General features: G+C 62.8%; 15 protein-coding genes. 8 read left to right on the top strand and 7 right to left on the bottom strand.

Annotated elements, in window-relative coordinates:
• Positions 1–16 precede the first annotated feature (16 nt).
• The 4 genes from AC0L23_RS08380 to AC0L23_RS08365 all read left to right on the top strand — a co-directional run bounded on the left by AC0L23_RS08380 (position 17) and on the right by AC0L23_RS08365 (position 4,255).
• Positions 17–820, top strand: a complete 804-nt coding sequence (locus AC0L23_RS08380; protein ID WP_085349757.1) for an ABC transporter ATP-binding protein — start codon at positions 17–19, stop codon at positions 818–820.
• 109 nt (positions 821–929) lie between these two features.
• On the top strand, positions 930–1,748 hold the full coding sequence (locus AC0L23_RS08375) for an ABC transporter permease (RefSeq protein WP_018455879.1): 819 nt from the start codon (positions 930–932) through the stop codon (positions 1,746–1,748).
• Between the two features lie 121 nt (positions 1,749–1,869).
• Positions 1,870–3,198, top strand: a complete 1,329-nt coding sequence (locus AC0L23_RS08370; RefSeq protein ID WP_018455880.1) for a polyhydroxyalkanoate depolymerase — start codon at positions 1,870–1,872, stop codon at positions 3,196–3,198.
• A gap of 217 nt (positions 3,199–3,415) precedes the next feature.
• Positions 3,416–4,255 carry a M48 family metallopeptidase gene (locus tag AC0L23_RS08365; protein ID WP_026233044.1) on the top strand — a complete coding sequence of 280 codons (840 nt, stop codon included), beginning with the start codon at positions 3,416–3,418 and terminating at the stop codon, positions 4,253–4,255.
• Between the two features lie 175 nt (positions 4,256–4,430).
• Here AC0L23_RS08365 and AC0L23_RS08360 read toward each other — a convergent pair whose 3' ends face one another.
• Together AC0L23_RS08360 and AC0L23_RS08355 are read right to left on the bottom strand one after the other, a co-directional pair.
• Positions 4,431–5,090 carry a hypothetical protein gene (locus AC0L23_RS08360; RefSeq protein ID WP_085361949.1) on the bottom strand — a complete coding sequence of 220 codons (660 nt, stop codon included), beginning with the start codon at positions 5,088–5,090 and terminating at the stop codon, positions 4,431–4,433.
• 355 nt (positions 5,091–5,445) lie between these two features.
• Complete coding sequence (locus AC0L23_RS08355; RefSeq protein ID WP_085349760.1) at positions 5,446–7,659, bottom strand: transglycosylase domain-containing protein; 2,214 nt, start codon at positions 7,657–7,659, stop codon at positions 5,446–5,448.
• A 167-nt stretch (positions 7,660–7,826) separates the two neighbouring features.
• Here AC0L23_RS08355 and AC0L23_RS08350 point away from each other — a divergent pair, with 167 nt between their 5' ends.
• Positions 7,827–8,252, top strand: a complete 426-nt coding sequence (locus tag AC0L23_RS08350) for a DUF1330 domain-containing protein (RefSeq protein WP_018455884.1) — start codon at positions 7,827–7,829, stop codon at positions 8,250–8,252.
• An 84-nt stretch (positions 8,253–8,336) separates the two neighbouring features.
• Here the strand turns inward: AC0L23_RS08350 and AC0L23_RS08345 are convergent, their stop codons facing one another.
• The 3 genes from AC0L23_RS08345 to AC0L23_RS08335 form a co-directional block, all read right to left on the bottom strand.
• Entirely contained in the window at positions 8,337–9,563 is a 1,227-nt protein-coding gene (locus AC0L23_RS08345; RefSeq protein WP_085385519.1) for an ABC transporter substrate-binding protein, read from the bottom strand.
• Between the two features lie 231 nt (positions 9,564–9,794).
• Positions 9,795–11,021 (bottom strand): ABC transporter substrate-binding protein, encoded by a 1,227-nt coding sequence (locus AC0L23_RS08340; protein WP_026233046.1) that lies wholly within the window; start codon positions 11,019–11,021, stop codon positions 9,795–9,797.
• Positions 11,022–11,156: 135 nt separating this feature from the next.
• The gene (locus AC0L23_RS08335) at positions 11,157–11,519 is read right to left on the bottom strand and encodes a DUF1304 domain-containing protein (RefSeq protein WP_162496325.1); all 363 of its coding nucleotides are present in this window, start codon (positions 11,517–11,519) and stop codon (positions 11,157–11,159) included.
• 90 nt (positions 11,520–11,609) lie between these two features.
• On the opposite strand from AC0L23_RS08335, the gene AC0L23_RS08330 reads away from it, so the two are divergent.
• Positions 11,610–12,140: a methylated-DNA--[protein]-cysteine S-methyltransferase gene (locus AC0L23_RS08330; protein WP_085361947.1), complete on the top strand. Its 531-nt coding sequence runs from the start codon at positions 11,610–11,612 to the stop codon at positions 12,138–12,140.
• A 94-nt stretch (positions 12,141–12,234) separates the two neighbouring features.
• On the opposite strand, the gene AC0L23_RS08325 is transcribed toward AC0L23_RS08330, so the two are convergent.
• Positions 12,235–12,603 (bottom strand): nuclear transport factor 2 family protein, encoded by a 369-nt coding sequence (locus AC0L23_RS08325; RefSeq protein ID WP_085349795.1) that lies wholly within the window; start codon positions 12,601–12,603, stop codon positions 12,235–12,237.
• 189 nt (positions 12,604–12,792) lie between these two features.
• Between AC0L23_RS08325 and AC0L23_RS08320 the strand changes: the two genes are divergently transcribed.
• Positions 12,793–13,692, top strand: coding sequence for a LysR family transcriptional regulator (locus tag AC0L23_RS08320; protein ID WP_085361946.1), 900 nt, complete (start codon positions 12,793–12,795; stop codon positions 13,690–13,692).
• Positions 13,693–13,716: 24 nt separating this feature from the next.
• On the opposite strand, the gene AC0L23_RS08315 is transcribed toward AC0L23_RS08320, so the two are convergent.
• Entirely contained in the window at positions 13,717–16,506 is a 2,790-nt protein-coding gene (locus AC0L23_RS08315; protein ID WP_085361945.1) for a [protein-PII] uridylyltransferase, read from the bottom strand.
• A gap of 187 nt (positions 16,507–16,693) precedes the next feature.
• Between AC0L23_RS08315 and AC0L23_RS08310 the strand changes: the two genes are divergently transcribed.
• On the top strand, positions 16,694–17,665 hold the full coding sequence (locus AC0L23_RS08310; protein WP_085349765.1) for an aliphatic sulfonate ABC transporter substrate-binding protein: 972 nt from the start codon (positions 16,694–16,696) through the stop codon (positions 17,663–17,665).
• The last annotated feature ends 117 nt before the right edge of the window (positions 17,666–17,782 follow it).

The following is a 17,782-nucleotide window of genomic DNA, read 5'->3' as shown; positions in this document are numbered from 1 at the left end:
CAGAAGAACGCCCAGCATGACGGAGAATGACAAGGCTTCAAGCTGGCCGACTGTCGCGGATCGCAGCCTCTCCGCGGCAATCGCGGTCGATCACCTGGTCAAGGTCTACAAGCAGACCCGCGCCGTCGACGACATCTCCTTTTCGCTTCCGCGCGGCAGCATCACCGGGCTGCTGGGCGGCAACGGCGCCGGCAAGACCACGACCATCGCGACGATCATGGGCCTCGTGCTGCCGACCTCCGGCCGCGTGCAGGTGCTCGGGCATCGGATGCCGGAGGACAGCGCGTCCGTGCTGGGTCGGATGAACTTCGAGAGCCCCTATGTCGACATGCCGATGCGGCTCACGGTGCGTCAGAACCTCACGGTGTTCGGCAAGCTCTATGCGGTGAAGAACCTCTCCGATCGCATCGCTGAGCTCGCCGACGATCTCGATCTCACCGAGTTCATCGACCGCGCCAACGGCAAGCTCTCCGCAGGACAAAAGACGCGCGTTGCGCTCGCCAAGGCGCTGATCAACCAGCCCGAGCTGCTGTTGCTGGACGAGCCGACCGCCTCGCTCGATCCCGACACCGCCGACTGGGTCCGGGGGCATCTGGAGCGTTATCGCATGGCGAACAACGCCACCATCCTCTTGGCGTCGCACAACATGCTCGAGGTCGAGCGGCTCTGCGATCGCGTCATCATCATGAAGCGCGGCCGTATCGAGGACGACGATACGCCCGAAGCCATCATGGCCCGCTACAACCGCACCACGCTGGAAGAGGTGTTTCTGGACGTCGCGCGCGGAAGGGTGAACGGCGCGCAGGAGGTGGCACGATGAGCCAGGCCGTATGTTGCGACCGTAGCCCGGGTGAGCGAAGCGATACCCGGGAACGCCGCCAGCAAGGTCCCGGATATCGCTTCGCTCATTCGGGCTACGCGGTGCCGCAATGACCGAACTCTCCCTCCACCGCGGCATCTCCGTCCACCGCATTGGCGCGATGATCCTGCGCTATTGGTACCTGTTGCTGTCGTCCTGGCCGCGGCTGCTCGAGCTGCTCTACTGGCCGGCGCTGCAGGTCATCACCTGGGGCTTTCTGCAGCTTTACATCGCGCAGAATGCCAACTTCTTCGCGCGTGCCGGCGGCACCCTGATCGGCGCCGTCATTCTCTGGGACATCCTGTTTCGCGGGCAGCTCGGCTTTTCGATCTCGTTCCTGGAAGAGATGTGGGCGCGCAACCTCGGCAATCTCATGATGAGCCCGTTGAAGCCGATCGAATTTCTGCTGTCCCTGATGATCATGAGCCTGATCCGGCTCGCGATCGGCGTCATCCCCATGACGCTGCTCGCGTTATTCCTGTTTCACTTCAATGTTTATGCGCTCGGCGTGCCGCTGATCGCGTTCTTCTGCAATCTGATCTTCACGAGCTGGTCGGTCGGCATTTTCGTCTCCGGACTGGTGCTGCGAAACGGCCTCGGCGCCGAGAGCATCGTCTGGACCTTGATGTTCGGCATCATGCCGCTCGCCTGCGTCTACTATCCCGTCAGCGTGCTGCCGGTCTGGTTGCAATACATCGCCTGGACGCTGCCGCCGACCTACGTGTTCGAAGGGATGCGCGCGCTGCTGATCGAAAACACCTTCAGGACCGATCTGATGCTGAGCGCGTTGGCCATCAACGCGGTGCTGTTGCTTGCATCTTTTGGGGCATTCCTTGCCCTTTTGCGCAGCGCCAGGATGCAGGGCTCGCTGCTGTCAGGCGGCGAATAACGTCACTTTCTCGTGGATTCTGCCCGGTTTGGGCACCTCGGCCACGTAGATGTACGGAACCATGCATTGACGCAATATTACGCATTCGGCAGTATGCTGCGATGCGAAGAGGAATATAGCGATGCCGATTGGTGAGTTTGGCGGCGCGCCGCCCCTGGTGGCCGAAGGCAGTCCTGTCCTGACGACGCCGATGTACTGGATGTACGAGATGGGGCAAGCCTCTCTCAATCCGGCGCGTGCGATCACGGACGCGACCAAGCTCCTGTTTCAGAATCCGCTGAACCCTTGGGCACGCACCGAGGTTGGCAAGTCGGTTGCCGCGGCCTGCGAATTGTTCGAACGCACCACCCGCCGCTACGGCAAGCCGGAATGGGGCCTCAACGACACCGAGGTCAACGGCATCCGCGTTCCCGTCGAGGTCCGCTCGGTCTGGGAAAAGCCGTTCTGCCGCCTGCTCTACTTCGATCGCAAGTTCGCCCGTCCACTGCGCAGTCCGCATCCACGCGTGCTGATCGTCGCTCCGATGTCCGGCCATTACGCGACGCTCCTCCGCGGTACCGTCGAGGCTTTCCTGCCGGCGCATGAGGTCTACATCACCGATTGGGCCGATGCCCGCATGGTGCCGCTCAGCGACGGCCGCTTCGATCTTGACGACTACATCGACTACGTCATCGAGATGCTGCATGTCCTCGGCGGCAACACGCATGTGCTGGCGGTGTGCCAGCCCTCGGTTCCCGTCGTCGCTGCCGTTTCGATTATGGAAGCGCTACGCGATCCCTTTGTGCCGACCTCGATGACGCTGATGGGCGGCCCGATCGACACCCGGCGCAATCCGACTGCGGTGAACAACCTGGCCCAGGAGCGCGGCATCGACTGGTTCCGCAACCACGTCATCACCAAGGTGCCGTTCCCGCATCCGGGTATGATGCGCGACGTCTATCCGGGCTTCTTGCAGCTCAACGGCTTCATCAGCATGAATCTCGACCGGCATATGGATGCCCACAAGCAGCTATTCGCCAACCTGGTGAAGGGCGACGGCGACCTCGTCGACAAGCATCGTGACTTCTACGACGAATATCTCGCGGTGATGGATCTCTCCGCCGAGTATTACCTGCAGACCGTGGACACCGTGTTCGTGAAGCATTCGCTGCCGAAGGGCGAGATGACCCATCGTGGAACACGCGTCGATCCCTCCAAGGTCACGCGCGTCGCGTTGATGACCGTCGAAGGCGAGAACGACGACATCTCCGGCATCGGTCAGACCGAAGCAACGCACACATTGTGCAGCTCGATTCCCGATCACCGCCGCGTTCATTACGTCCAGAAGGGCGTCGGACATTACGGCGTGTTCAATGGCTCGCGCTTCAAATCGGAAATCGTGCCGCGCATCCACGACTTCATGGTCTCGGCGGCGAATCCGAGCTCATTGCAGGCTCTCGCGGCCGAATAATCGCGTTTTTCGGCTTTCCCGCTGAAAATCGACGCCCTGTCGGAGGCTCCGACAGGGGCGAGTTCCCGCTAGATTCGCGGTATTTAGGTAGCTTTGTAGGAGTGAGTCCAACCTCACCCCTTGGGGGTGCCACATGCGCCGAACGGGGGCGAAAAAAGCCGGTTCCAACCCCAGTCTGTAGGGTCTCCCGGACGCCAGACCCCTGTATATTGGGCAAATGATTTGTTTTTGCGCCGAGCGCTTTCCCTGGCGGCGGTTATGGCAGAATCCGGGCGCTCTCCTGCCCCCCGGACTGACAGACATGGCCACTCGCGCACTCCTCTATCGGCGGCCCCACGAGCCCAAGACCCTCCTGATCACCCATGGATCGCAATATTTTGCGATTCGACTGCGCCGGCATCGCCGCGCGCGCCGTTACACGCTCAGAATTCATCCGAGCGATCGCGAAGCCATCCTCACCATGCCGCCGCGCGGCACGCTCGCCGAAGCAAAAGACTTCGCGCAGCGCCACGGCGCGTGGATCGCGGCACGTCTCGGCCGTTTGCCGAAGGCCGCGCCGTTCCAGCCTGGCACAGTGATACCACTTCGCGGCACGGCCCATCGCATCGTTCATCGCGCCGGCACGCGCGGTACGGTGTGGACGGAAGTGCGCGACAGCGGGGAGCGCATTCTCTGCGTCGCCGGCGGCGTCGAGCATGCGGACCGTCGCATCAGCGACTTCCTCAAGCGCGAGGCTCGCCGCGACCTTCAGCGTGCGGCGGAATCCTATGCCGCCGAGCTCGGCGTCAAGGTCAAGCGGCTCTCGATCCGCGATCAATCCAGTCGTTGGGGCTCCTGCACCTCGGCCGGCTCGCTGTCGTTCTCCTGGCGCCTGATCCTCGCGCCGCCCTACGTGCTCGACTATCTCGCCGCCCACGAGGTCGCCCATCTCGTTGAGATGAACCACTCGGCGCGGTTCTGGCGCGTCTGCGGCAAGGTCTGCCCGTCGATGGAGCGCGCCAAGAAGTGGCTCGATACGTACGGCAACGACCTGCACCGCTACGGGGTCGAGGATTAGGCCCTCGCTGCCAACCTCCATCTGACGCTGTCATCGCCCGGCTCGACCGGGCGATCCAGTGTTCCGAGGCGGTTGTTATTGAACCGAGAGGCCGCGGCGTACTGGATTCCCGCGTTCGCGGGAATGACAGTTGAGAATGCAGCGACGTCCGCGCGTACTCAATTCATCCCTCTGCTCAGGCGCTGACATCCGCGCTTGTCCCCGGCTGCGTGCGCGAGGCGAGATAGGATGACTGCAATTGCACGCCGGCCTTCTGGCCCTCGGCCAGCATCGCCTGGAAGGCTGCGTCGAGTTGATCGCGGCTATAGGTTGCGGAGCTGCTTTCACGCGGGGTCCATTGCGATTGCGTGATCGCGGTGGAAGCTTTTTCAACGGTGCCACCGAGCCGCTCGGCGTATCTGTCGGCCCGCCACTGCGCCAGATCTGGTCCACTCAGATCGGGTGGATCCTCCAGCTTGCCGATCTTTCCAGCCGCCTCGTTGGTCATCGTTGAGGACCCGCCATTGTACAGGGTGGCGACCACCTTGCCGTCGACCTTCACCTGAGCATAGGTGTTCTCAGTGGCATCGTCCGAGACGACCGACTGAGTTGCGCTCGTGTCATGGGTCATCAGCCAGTTCGTTGCCATGAGGTCGCGCAGGTGAGGATTGTCCGCCGCCGATATCGACTTAGCGCCTGTCAGGGGCTTGACCTGCGAGACGTCAATCCGAAAGCCGTCGGTCGCAGCATCAGTCGCATCCGGTCCCGCCGGCTGAAGACTCGATGTCCTATTCGAAGCGGACGTTGATGCGGGTCGCAGATGAGGCAACGCCGCGCTGGATACACCCGACATCATGGAACGCTCTCCGATACTTGCTCAACCTGTGAGAGCAAATCCCGGGCCGCCGACCGGAGCTTGAAGAGACTGGTGTTTTTGCGTTCCGGGAGCTGCGGGGATCGGCCGATTTTGCCATGGTAGGCAGGACTTGCCGAAGACGACACCGGTGGCGAACCGGGAGAGCCGAGATAGCGGCCGCGTTCGGGATGATGGCGGAACGGTTCTGTTTTGCCCGAGGTGTCAAATGGCTTTGCTGTCAGAATCAGCCGTCTTGCGACTCACGCAAGCCGTTGATTTCGTTATCCTCGGCTACTGTGCATGGGGTTGTTTTCGCTTGTTTTTGTTTTGAGGTCACCCGGACCTCAGGTCGGCGCTAGCGATTCCCGCCGAACAGCCGGTCCATCAGCCAGCCATCGAGTCCTGCGGCTGCCTCCGGTCGCGCATTGGCGCGCGTGGGGGGTGGGCGATAGCCGCCGTTGCTGGCCGGTGCGGGTCCGGGCGCTGCCGCTGTTGGCGGCGACACCTGCGACGTCGCCTGCGCCAGGTTCGACAGGCCCCAGCCACCTGGAGAGCTCGGCAAGGCTGCTACCGGCACGCCCTCGTGCGCTGTGCGCATGAAGCGCGACCAGACTTCGACCGGCAAGCCGCCGCCGGTGGCCTTCTTGGTCGGCGAGTTGTCGTCATTGCCGAGCCACACGCCGGTGACGAGGTTGGCGGTGTAGCCGATGAACCAGGCGTCGCGGTAGTCCTGGCTGGTGCCGGTCTTGCCGGCCGCTGGCCAGCCCGGGATCTCCGCCTTCTTGGCGGTGCCGCTGATCAGCGTTTCCCGCATCATCGCGTTCATCATGCCGACATAGCGCGGGTCGACCACCTGGTTGTGCTCGTCCGCCTGGCGCATGTAGAGCAGCTTGCCACTGAGCGTCCTGATCCGCGTGACGACATGCGGCGTCGCCGTGAAGCCGCCATTGGCGAAGGGTGCATAGGCGCCGACCAGCTCGACCATCGAGACTTCGGAGGTGCCGAGCGCGATCGAGGCGTTGGGCTCGAGTTTCGAGGAGATGCCGAGCCGGTGCGCGGTGCGCACCACGTTCTTCGGCCCGACCTCGAGGCCGAGGCGAATGGCGACCGTGTTGAGCGACATCGCGAGCGCCTGGGTCAGCGTCACCGCGCCGAAATATTCGTGGGTGTAGTTCTCAGGCCTCCAGCCCTTGACCTCGATCGGCGCGTCCTGGCGGACCGTGTCGGGCGTCAGCCCCTGCTCGAGCGCGGTCAGGTACACGAACGGCTTGAACGAGGAGCCCGGCTGGCGCCTGGCGGTGACCGCGCGGTTGTACTGGCTCTCGGAATAGTTCCGCCCGCCCACCATGGCGCGAACCGCGCCGTCGGGCGTCATCGCCACCAGTGCGCCCTGGCTGACATTGAATTTCACGCTCTTGGCCGCGAGCTCGTCGATGATGGCGGCTTCCGCCACGCTCTGGAGCTTCGGATCGATCGTGGTCTCGACCTTGATGCTCTCGTCGATCTGGCCGACCAGATCGTCCAGCACCTCGCCGATCCAGTCGGCGACGTAATTGACCGTGCCGGCGCCGACCGGCTTCACATTGTAGGAGGGCTGGCCGATCGAGGCCTGCGCCTGCGCTTCGGTGATGAATTTGGCATCCGCCATCGCCGTGAGCACGATTTTCGCGCGCGCTTCTGCGCCCTCGGGGTTGCGGTTCGGCGCGAGCCGCGAGGGCGATTTGACGAGACCGGCCAGCATCGCCGCTTCCGCGACGGTGACGTTCTTGGCCGATTTGCCGAAATAGCGCTGCGCGGCGGCCTCGACGCCGTAGGCGCCGGAGCCGAAATAGACGCGGTTGAGATAGAGCTCCAAGATCTCGTTCTTGGAATGCTTGCGCTCCAGCCAGATCGCGAGCTCCGCTTCCTGCAGCTTGCGCGCCATGGTGCGTTCCTGGGTCAGGAACAGGTTTTTCGCCAATTGCTGCGTCAGCGTCGAGCCGCCCTGCGACACGCCGCGATGGAGCACGTTGGTGACGAGCGCACGCAAGATGCCTACGGGATCGATGCCGAAATGCGAATAGAAGCGGCGATCCTCGATGGCGATGAACGCCTTGGGTAGATATTGCGGCAGATCCTTCAGCGAGACGTTGGCGCCGGCCATCTCGCCGCGCTGCGCCAGCATGCTGCCGTCCATGCCGACGATCTGGATCGTCGGCGGCCGCTTGGGGATTTCCAGCGACTGGATCGGCGGCAGATGAGCGCCGACATAGATCACGACGCCGATCACGGCGATCGCGCCCCACAGGCCCAGCACCGCGCCCCAATAGACCAGGCGGCCGAGGCTCGCGCCGATGCGTGACTTGGATCGGCGCTTGGCACTGCCGCGGCCGGCTGGCGCCTTGCGCTCGCGCGGCGGCTCGTCGCCGGCATCCTCGCTCTTGCGCTTGGCAGATGATTTCGTTGATTTCTTCGGCTTCTCATCGCCGCCAGGAATGCGGTCGGCCGCGGTCAGGCGCAGATCGGCGAGTGCCGCAGGCAAGCCGAACAACGGCTCCTTCCGCCCACCCTTTTTCTTTCCCAACCCCATACGCAAACGCCCGGTCAGCCCGCCCCGCCGCACGCTAGCGGTCGCTGTTTAAGGCCCGGTTACCCAGAGCTTAACGCGCGATTAGGAGGTGCGGCATTCGCTGGCCGCAGTTCCGCTGGGAGGTCGGCAGAGCTAGGATCGCCGGCATAAAAGAAAAGGAAACCCAGATGGGCCACATCGATCCAACCAAGGAGATTTTCGCGCAGTTCCGGGACAACGACCGTCCCGGCCCGATCCACATGCTCAACCTGGTGCGCTTACGCAAGGAGGCAGCCTATCCAGATGGCCGCAAGGCGAGCGGCGCGGAAGCCTATGCGGCCTATGGCCGCGAGAGCGGCCCGGTGTTCGAACGCCTCGGCGGCCGCATCGTCTGGCAAGGCAAATTCGAGTTGATGCTGATCGGCCCCGAGACTGAGCGCTGGGACCATTGCTTCATCGCCGAATACCCAAGCGTCGCCGCGTTCGTCGAGATGATCCGCGATCCCGTCTATCGCGAAGCGGTTAAGCACAGGCAGGCCGCCGTGGAGGATTCACGGCTCATTCGGCACGCAGTGCTGCCGGTGGGCAAGAACTTTGGCGAGGTGCCGGCCTGAGCGGCGTCGGCGGAACTCCCTCCTCAAGGTGGATGGCCGGGCTTGACTCGGCCATCCACGCCTCACCTGCTTGCTCCGAGAGAACTAACCCGCCGGACCCGCATCTTCCAGGAGCGGGCCGAACAGCTCCCAGCGTTCGCCGTTGAACTTCATCATCTGAAGCTGCTTGTTGACGCGGTAGTCGGTCGCCGAGGTGTTGGCCTTGATGCCGGGCAGGGCGATATCGCTGGTCACGTCCTTCAGCGAAGCCGCCTGCTTCATGACGTTTTCGCGCGTCAGGTTGTCGCCGCACTGCTGCAGCACGTGGGCCAAAAGCTGGGCGGTACCGTAGCCGTAGGTATTGAAGTTCGAATCCTTGTCGCCGTCCGGATAGTACTTCGCCATGAAGTCGAAATACTTCTTCAGGCCGGCATCGTCCTTCCAGGTCGGATCGAGCGGATCCTTGCCGTAATTGACGCTGATCACGCCCTTGGCGGCGTCGAGACCGGCAGGCTTCATCACCGCGCCGACCGAGGTGGCGTTGATGTCGACGATCTGCACCGGCTTCCAGCCGATCTCGCCGATCTTCTTGATCGCCTGCGCCGCTTGCTTCGGCGTGCTGGCGCTGAAGAACAGATCGGCGCCGGCATCCTTGATCTTGAGGATCTGCGAATCGACGGTCGGGTCCGAGACTTCGTAGGAGGACTCGTTGACGATCATCTTGGCGGCCTTGTCGCCGAGCCCGGCCTTGATGCCGTTCAGATAGTCCTTGCCGAGATCATCGTTCTGATAGAGCACGCCGACTTTGGCGTTTGGATATTCCTTCAGGATGTACTGGCCGTAGATGCGGCCCTCGACGAAATAGTTAGGGTTGTAGCCCATCGTCCACGGAAAGTTCTTCGGGTCCGTGAACTTCGAGGCGCCGGTGGCCGCGAACAGCTGCGGCACTTTCTTGGAGTTGAGATATTTTTGCACGGCCGCATTCGATGGCGTGCCGATGATCTGGAAGGTCAAGAGCACCTCGTCGCTCTCGACCAGCTTGCGCACCTGCTCCACTGCTTTTGGCGGCGAGTAAGCGTCGTCATACTGGATCAGATTGATCTTGCGGCCGTTGATGCCGCCCTGGTCGTTGATCATCTTGAAATAGGCGGCCTGGGTCTTGCCGATCGACGCGTAGGCCGATGCCGGTCCCGAGAACGGCACGGTCTGGCCGACTTTGATCTCGGTATCGCTGGCCCCCGGATCATATTTCTTCTGGGCATTGGCCGCCGAGACCGATAGCGCCAGGGTCAGCGCCGTTGCCGTGGCCAGATGCAGCATTCCATTCCTCATTCGCATTTCCTCAATGTTTGTTGCCGGTGATCAATCAGGTGCGCCTGTGCGCACCTGATGTCACCGCTGACGGCGATAGTGGATGAGGCGTTGTTGCAACGCAAGCTGGGCGTGCGCCCGCAGTTCGTAGCATGCGCGGCTGCGCAGCAGGTTTGTAAGGTGGGCCAGCGCCGGCGGATGCGCGAAGTGCAGTCCGCCGGGCGTAACCCGCCCTATGAGATATCCGAGAGGCTAACCCGCTGGACCCGCATCCTCCATGATCGGGCCGAACAGCTCCCAGCGTTCGCCGTTGAACTTCATCATCTGCATCTGCTTGTTGACGCGGTAGTCGTTCGGCCCGGTGTTGATCTTGATGCCGGGTAGCGCGAAGCTCGGGGTGAAGTCCTTGATGTTAGCGACCTGCTTCATCACGTTCTCACGCGACAGGTCGTCGCCGCACTGTTTCAGCACCTGCGTCAGCAATTCGGCGACTGAATAAGCATAGGTGTTGACGGTATTGAGCTTGTCGCCTTCGGGGAAATACTTGTCCATGAAGGCAAAGAACGCTTTCACGCCCGGATCGTCCTTCCACTGCGGATCGCCGGGCTCCTTGCCATATTGGGTGGAGATGATGCCCTTGGAGATGTCGAGACCGGCCGGCTTCAACGTCGCCGAGATCGGGCTCGCGTTGATGTCGAGAATGTGCACCGGCGTCCAGCCGAGCTCGGCGACCTTCTTGATCGCCTGCGCCGCGAATTTGGGTGTCGAGGCATCATAGAAAAGATCGGCGCCCAACGACTTCAGTTTGACCACCTGCGAGTCCACCGTCGGATCGGTGACCTCGTAGGACACCTCGCCGACGATCATGCTGGCGGCCTTGTCGCCGAGACCGCTCTTGAGGCCGGCGAGATAGTCGCGGCCCATGTCGTCGTTCTGGTAGAGCACGCCGATCTTGGCGTTCGGATGCTCCTTGAGGATGTACTTGGCGTAGATGCGTCCCTCGGACACGTAGTTGGGATTATAGGCGATGGTCCAGGGATAGTTCTGCGGATCGTTGAAGCGCGCGGCGCCGGTCGAGGCCAGCAGTTGCGGGATCTTCTTGCCGTTGAGATATTTTTGCACGGCAGCGTTCGCGGCCGTGCCGATGATCTGGAAGGTGAACAGCACCTCGTCGCCTTCGACGAGCTTGCGCACCTGCTCGACCGTCTTCGGCGGCGAATAGGCGTCGTCATACTGGATCAGATTGATCTTGCGGCCGTTGATGCCGCCCTGATCGTTGATCATCTTGAAGTAGGCGGCCTGGGTCTTGCCGATATTGGCGTAGACGGAATAGGGTCCGGAGAACGGCACGGTCTGGCCGATCTTGATCTCGGTGTCGCTCGCGCCGGTGTCGTATTTCTTCTGGGCGAGAGCTTGGTTGGCGGAGAACGCGAAGGCGAGCGCCGCCGTGGCGGTGATGAAGGCTCTGCGATTGCTCATGTGGGCTTGTTCCTCCTGACGGAATTTCCGACCGACGGTCTTGTCCCGTTGATTGCCAACGGTCGCCATCGCTGTCGGAGATTGTGGAGGAACGGCAGGCGCCGCGCAAGGATCGCGGTGCCGCGCTATGGCATCTCAGGTCAGGAACAAGGCCAACAGCGCGAGCGCCGCCGGCAGCGCCTGCACGATCAGGATCCGCGTGCTGACGGTCGCCGCGCCAGAAGCGCCCGCCACGATCACGCAGAGCAGGAAGAACGCCTTGATCTGGAACGCGAAGGCCGGATTGCCGTGCACCAGCCCCCAGACCAGGCCGGCGGCCAGGAAACCGTTATAGAGTCCCTGGTTCGCGGCCAGCACCTTGGTGATCGCTGCCTTCTCCGGCGTGTTGCGGAAAACCTTCAAGCCCTGCGGCTTGTCCCAGAGCAACATCTCCAGGATCAGGAAGTAAGCGTGCAGTGCGGCGACCAGCGCCACCAGGATATTCGCGATCCAGATCAAGTTGAGCTCCCCCAGCGTCAGCTTTCGGGTGGACGCTAGCACGGCTGGCGTGGCAAGTGCGATGGCGTGTTTCGATGCAATGGTGCCGCAATGCCCGCGCGACCGACCAAACCGCCTGTAAGCTTCGGCCTCGATCGGCTGGCGACGCCGATCGGGATGGCGCTGCTGATCACCGACGCTGAGGGCGCCTTGCGCGCGCTCGACTGGGAGGATTACGAGCACCGCATGCGCGAGCTCTTGCGCCTGCATTACGGTCTGGTGGACCTGAGTGACCAGCCCGCGCCCGCGGCCATGCGGACTGCGCTGTCGGACTATTTCGACGGCGATCTCGGCCAGCTCTCAGACATCGCCTGGCGCATCGCCGGCACGCCGTTCCAGCAGAAGGTCTGGAATGCATTGGCGCAAATCCCTGCCGGCACCACAATGAGTTACGGCGCGCTCGCCGCAAGGATCGACACGCCCAAAGCCATTCGCGCCGTCGGCCATGCCAACGGCTCCAATCCGATCAGCGTGGTGCTGCCGTGCCACCGCCTGATCGGCGCCGATGGTTCTCTGGTGAAGTATGGCGGCGGCCTCGAGCGCAAGCGCTGGCTGCTGCGGCATGAAGGCGTGGCGGTCTAAGCGCCTGTTTGACAACGGTTGAGCGATTGGCGGCGGCCGGCGATGGGCCGTCGAGCGAGCCTTCGGCCGCTCTCCCCCGCCGTGACCGAATCCATCAGACGTTCGACGTCATTACTTTCTGCACGATCTTCCAAGTCCCGTTCACCTTCAAGCACGACAACAGGTCTGTGAAGTAACGCGGCGGGATGCGCAATTTCACCTTCAAAAGCGCGAGCTCTCCTTCAACATCCGTCGACAGGATCTGATCGTCTCGCTCGAAGCCCTGTTGCTTTGGAGCTTTCATGTCGCGGACCGCTGCCAGCCAGGTCGCAATCGGCGTCACGCCCACGTTGCCGTCCTCGGCGACCTTCGTCACGGAACTCAAGGGGTGAAATATGGATGCAAATTTCTCGGCATCCATTTCATAGGCAGCATCGAAATAGGTTTGCGCAAGGGAGTGCAAGGCGGGAACGTCCGTATTCATTGTCATCCTCAAAGCCGTTACACCGGGCATTCATGCGGCCCGGCCCGGCCAGCCGTGCCGAGCGTCAGCCTGGCGCCCGTGCAGAAAAGCACCGTAGGTCGTCGAATTGCGGGTGGGAGCCTACGGCATAGTTGTTTATGAAGCCAGCCGACTTGCGCGGCATGGGCTTATGATCGATATTCATAGACGATGACAAACGAATTGAACGAGCTCGCGACGTTCGCAATCGTGGCCAGTGAACGAAGCTTTACGCGCGCTGCGATAAGGCTGGGTGTGTCTCAGTCTGCCTTGAGTCACACAATCCGGAGGCTTGAGCAACGGCTTGAGCTGCAGCTGCTCGCTCGAACAACCAAGAGCGTTGCGCCAACCGCTGCGGGGGCAGCTCTTTTGGAAGACTTGTCTCCGGCGCTTGAGCAAATTCGTCACGCCCTCGACAAGGCCCGAAGTGTTCGGCAGCGACCCGAAGGTCGTCTCCGAATCGTAATGTCACGATCAGCTGCCGTGATGGTGTTGTTGCCGCGGTTGAGAGCTTTCGCTGAGTCCTACCCGGACATCGTTCTGGACGTTGTTACCGTCACTGGCCCCGTGGACCTTGTTGCAGGCGAGTTCGATGCCGGTATCCAGCTTGGCGAGTACATTCAAAAGGATATGATCGCGGTTCGCCTCACGCCCGAACTGCGATTGGCGGTAGTGGGCTCGCCAAGCTATTTCGCTTCACGAAGCATCCCCAAGAAACCAAAGGATCTGAACGATCATCGGTGCATTACGCTGCGTCTTGCGGGTGGACCATATCGGTGGGAGTTTCAGCAGGGACGAAAGTCGGTCACGATCAACGTGAACGGCCCACTCATCATTGACGATACCCACCTGGTGATCCAGGCGGCGCTCGCCGGGGTTGGTGTGGGACTCGCTTATGAAGAGCAGGTCGCCGAATATGTTGCGAAGCGCCGCCTTGTCCGGGTGCTGGAGGATTGGACTCCGCCAATTCCGGGCTTCTTCATGTATTATCCCAGTCGTCGGCATCAACCGGCGACGCTGTCTGCGCTGGTGAACGCGCTGCGATTCTCCGAACAAAAGTCGGCGCGATGATTCAGCGGGGAATGACGAGAGAAGTCAGGCCGCTGGCTGAACCGCCTTGTCGCCGGCCATCACGTGGGTCAGCGCGCTCTTGATCGCGGCCTGACGTGTCGGCGCGCTGATCTGTGCGCCCAGGAGATCGGTGACGTAGAACACGTCGCGCGCGCGCTCGCCGAAGGTCGCGACATGGGCCGAGGCGATGTTGAGGTTGAGCTTCGAGATCGCGGTGGTCAGCTCGTAGAGCAGCCCGGGGCGGTCGAGGCCGGACATTTCGATCACTGTGTAGCGGTCGGACCATTGGTTGTTGATGGTCACTTCCGGCTCGATCACGAACGGCCGCGCCTTGCCGCGCACGGTGCGCCGGGCCACCACTTCGGGCAGACGCAGCTTGCCTTCCAGCACGTCCTCGATCATCTCGCCGATGCGTGTGGCGCGCCGTCCCTCGTCCTCGTCGCGGTCGTATTCCCTGGAAATCGAGATGGTGTCGAGCGCGCGACCGTCGGTCGTGGTGTAGATCTGGGCATCGACGATGTTGGCACCGGCCGAGGCACAGGCGCCTGCGATGATCGACAGCAGCCAGGGATGGTCGGCGGCGAAGATGGTCAGCTCGGTGACGCCACGCACCTCGTCGAAGCCGACATTGATCGCGAGCTTGTGGCCCGCCTGCTCGCTGGCACGGACGAAGCGCGCGTGGCGGATCTTGCGCGGCAGCTCGACCTTGAGCCAATAGGCCGGATAGTGCCGGGCGATATAGGCGTCGAGCTCTTCCGCCGGCCATTCCGCGAAGGCGTTACGGAATTCGGCATACGCGGCCGTGAGCCGCTTGCCGCGGTCTACCTCCGAGAAGCCACCCGTCAGCACCGGTTCGGTCTCGTAGTACAGCGAGCGCAAGAGCTGCGCCTTCCAGCCGTTCCACACGCCTGGGCCGACGCCGCGGATGTCGGCGGTGGTCAGGATCGTCAAGAGCTTCATCTGCTCGACCGACTGCACCACGGCGGCGAAATTCTCGATGGTCTTGCGGTCGGAGAGATCGCGCGACTGTGCGACCGTGGACATCGTCAGATGCTCCTCGATCAGCCAGGCCACGAGCTCGGTGTCGGCCGGACTGAAGCCGAGCCGCGGGCAGAGCCGTCGCGCCACCTTGGCGCCGGCGATCGAGTGATCCTCGGGCCGGCCCTTGGCGACGTCGTGCAGCAGCGTCGCAATGTAGATCACGGAGCGATGCTCCGGCCGGATCTTGCGCATCAGGTCGCTCGCCACCGCGAATTCCTCGATGCCGCCGCGTTCGATGTCCTGGAGGAACCCGACGCAGCGGATCAAATGCTCGTCGACGGTGTAGTGATGATACATGTTGAACTGCATCATCGAGACGATCTTGCCGAAGGCACGGATGAAATGGCCGAGCACGCCGGTCTCGTTCATCCGCCGCAGCACGATTTCCGCGTTGTCGGATGTCAGGATCTCCATCAACAGCCGGTTGGCTTCGGGATTCTCGCGCATCTGCGCGTTGATCAGGCCGAGCGAACGCGTCACGTCGCGCATCGCGTCCGGGTGGAAGGCGAGATTGTTCTTCTGCGCCAGGCGGAAGATGCGGATCAAATTGACCGGATCATGCTTGAACACGTCGGGCGCGGCGACGTTGATGCGGTTGTTGTCGACGATGAAGTCGTCGCTGTCGGGCACTCGCCGCTTCACCGCGGTGGGGCGCAGCCGCGCCATCATCCGGCTCAGCACCGGCGCGGGCTTGGCCTGCTGGTCCTCGAGCTTGGCGCAGAGGATGGCGGTGAGGTTGCCGACTTCCTTGGCGACCAGGAAGTAGTGCTTCATGAAGCGTTCGACGTCCTGCATGCCGGGATGCGAGGTGTAGCCGAGCCGGACCGCGATCTCGCGCTGGAGGTCGAAGGAGAGGCGCTCTTCAGGGCGACCGGAGTAAAAGTGAAGATTGCAGCGCACCGACCAGAGGAAGTCGGCGCAGCGGCGGAAGGTGCGGTATTCCTGCGCGTCGAACACGCCGCGGTCGACCAGTTCGTCGGTGTCGCTCACGCGGTAGACGTACTTCGCGATCCAGAACAGCGTGTGCAGGTCGCGGAGCGCACCCTTGCCGTCCTTGACGTTGGGTTCGACCAGATAACGCGATTGGCCGCCGCGGCGATGCCGCTCCTCACGCTCGGCGAGTTTCGCGGTGACGAACTCGGACGCGGTGCCTTGCACGACCTCCTTGTCGAAGCGGGCAACCAGCTCGTCATAGAGCGGCCGGTCTCCGGTAAGGAAGCGCGTCTCCAGGATCGCGGTGCGGATGGTCATGTCGCCGCGCGCCTGCCGGATCGACTCGTCGACCGAGCGCGTGGCGTGACCGACCTTCAGCCCCATGTCCCAGAGGCAATAGAGAATGGCCTCGGCGACCTGCTCGCCCCAGGCGGTCTGCTTGTAGGGCAGGATGAAGAGCAGATCGATGTCGGACTCGGGGGCCATCAGGCCGCGGCCATAGCCGCCGGTCGCCACCACTGCCATGCGCTCGGCACCGCTCGGAATCGGCGAGCGGTAGAGATGGCGGGTCGCGGCCGAATACAGGATGCGGATGATCTCGTCCTGCACGTGGCACAGTCGCTCGGCGCAGCGCCGGCCATGACGGTCCTTCAGCAGGATCGTCTGTGCCGCAGCGCGCGAGGCAATCAGCTCGGCCTTGAGCAGTTGCGCCATGGCCGTGCGGAACGCGTCCTCGCGTCCCTGGTGCTTCTCGGCAAGCGCATCGACCGCGGCGGTGATCCGCGCGGTGTCGAAGCGATCGTCCACCTCGGCCTTGTGTTCAGTCGCGACGCTGTCCATGTCTCACCGGATATAAGAGGCGGCCGGCGCTGTCACCCGCCATTCTCTCGCAATAGTCGTTCCATGCTGGAAAGGTGCGGCTTTGGGCAAAGCTGTTCTCAGCCGGCGCGCTTTCGAGGGATGGATTTTCTCGTTGATTTCTAGATCTAACTCATTGAAAAACAATGAAGTTTTGAGGAGGTCTGGCATGACCAGGATTACGCGACGCATACTGTTGGCGGGAGCGGTCGCTCTTGCCATGTCCCCCGCGGCGCGGGCGGCGGATCCGCTCAAGGAAATCCGTATCGACTGGGCGACCTATAATCCGGTGTCGATGGTCCTGAAGCAGAAGGGGCTCCTGGAAAAGGAGTTCGCCAAGGACGGCATCACCGTCACCTGGGTGCAGTCGGCCGGCTCCAACAAGGCGCTCGAATTCCTCAATGCGGGCTCGATCGACTTCGGCTCGACCGCGGGCTCGGCGGCGCTGGTCGCGCGTATCAACGGCAACCCGATCAAGTCGATCTACGTCTATTCGCGTCCCGAATGGACGGCGTTGGTGACATCAAAGGATTCCAAGATTGCTAATGTCGCCGATCTCAAGGGCAAGCGGGTCGCGGTGACGCGCGGCACCGATCCGCACATCTTCCTGGTGCGCGCATTGCTTGGCGCAGGTCTCACCGAAAAGGACATCACGCCGGTGCTGCTCCAGCACGCCGACGGCAAGACCGCGCTGATCCGCGGCGACGTCGATGCGTGGGCCGGGCTCGATCCGATGATGGCGCAGGCCGAGGTCGAGGACGGCGCGAAACTGTTCTATCGCAAGGCCGACGCCAACACTTGGGGCATCCTCAATGTGCGCGAGCAGTTTTTGAAAGACTATCCGGACGCCGCCCGCCGCGTGCTCGCGGTGTACGAAGAGGCGCGCAAATATTCGCTCGCGAATTACGACGAGCTCAAGAAGACCTTCATCGCCGTGACCAAGCTGCCGGAGCCTGTCGTCGACAAGCAACTCAAGGAGCGCACCGAGCTGACCCACAGCCGCATCGGCGCGCCCCAGCGCGAATCGATCCTCGCCGCGGGCCTCGCCCTGCAACAGGCCGGCGTCGTCGACGCCAAGGTCGACGTGAAGGCGACGCTGGATGGGCTGATCGACGATCAGGTGCCGCTGCCGACGAATTAAAGGTAGGCGCGCGGCAAACTCGGTCGTCGTCCCGGGGCGCGAAGCGAGCCCGGGACCCATAACCACAGGAAGTGGTTTGGCGCCAAAGGGGCAACTCCAAGTCCCCGTAGCCACGCC

The sequence above is a fragment of the Bradyrhizobium sp. MI1.4 genome (assembly GCF_055811315.1).
The sequence above is the reverse complement of the archived record's forward strand: the minus strand, read 5'-3'. Positions and strand labels throughout refer to the sequence as shown.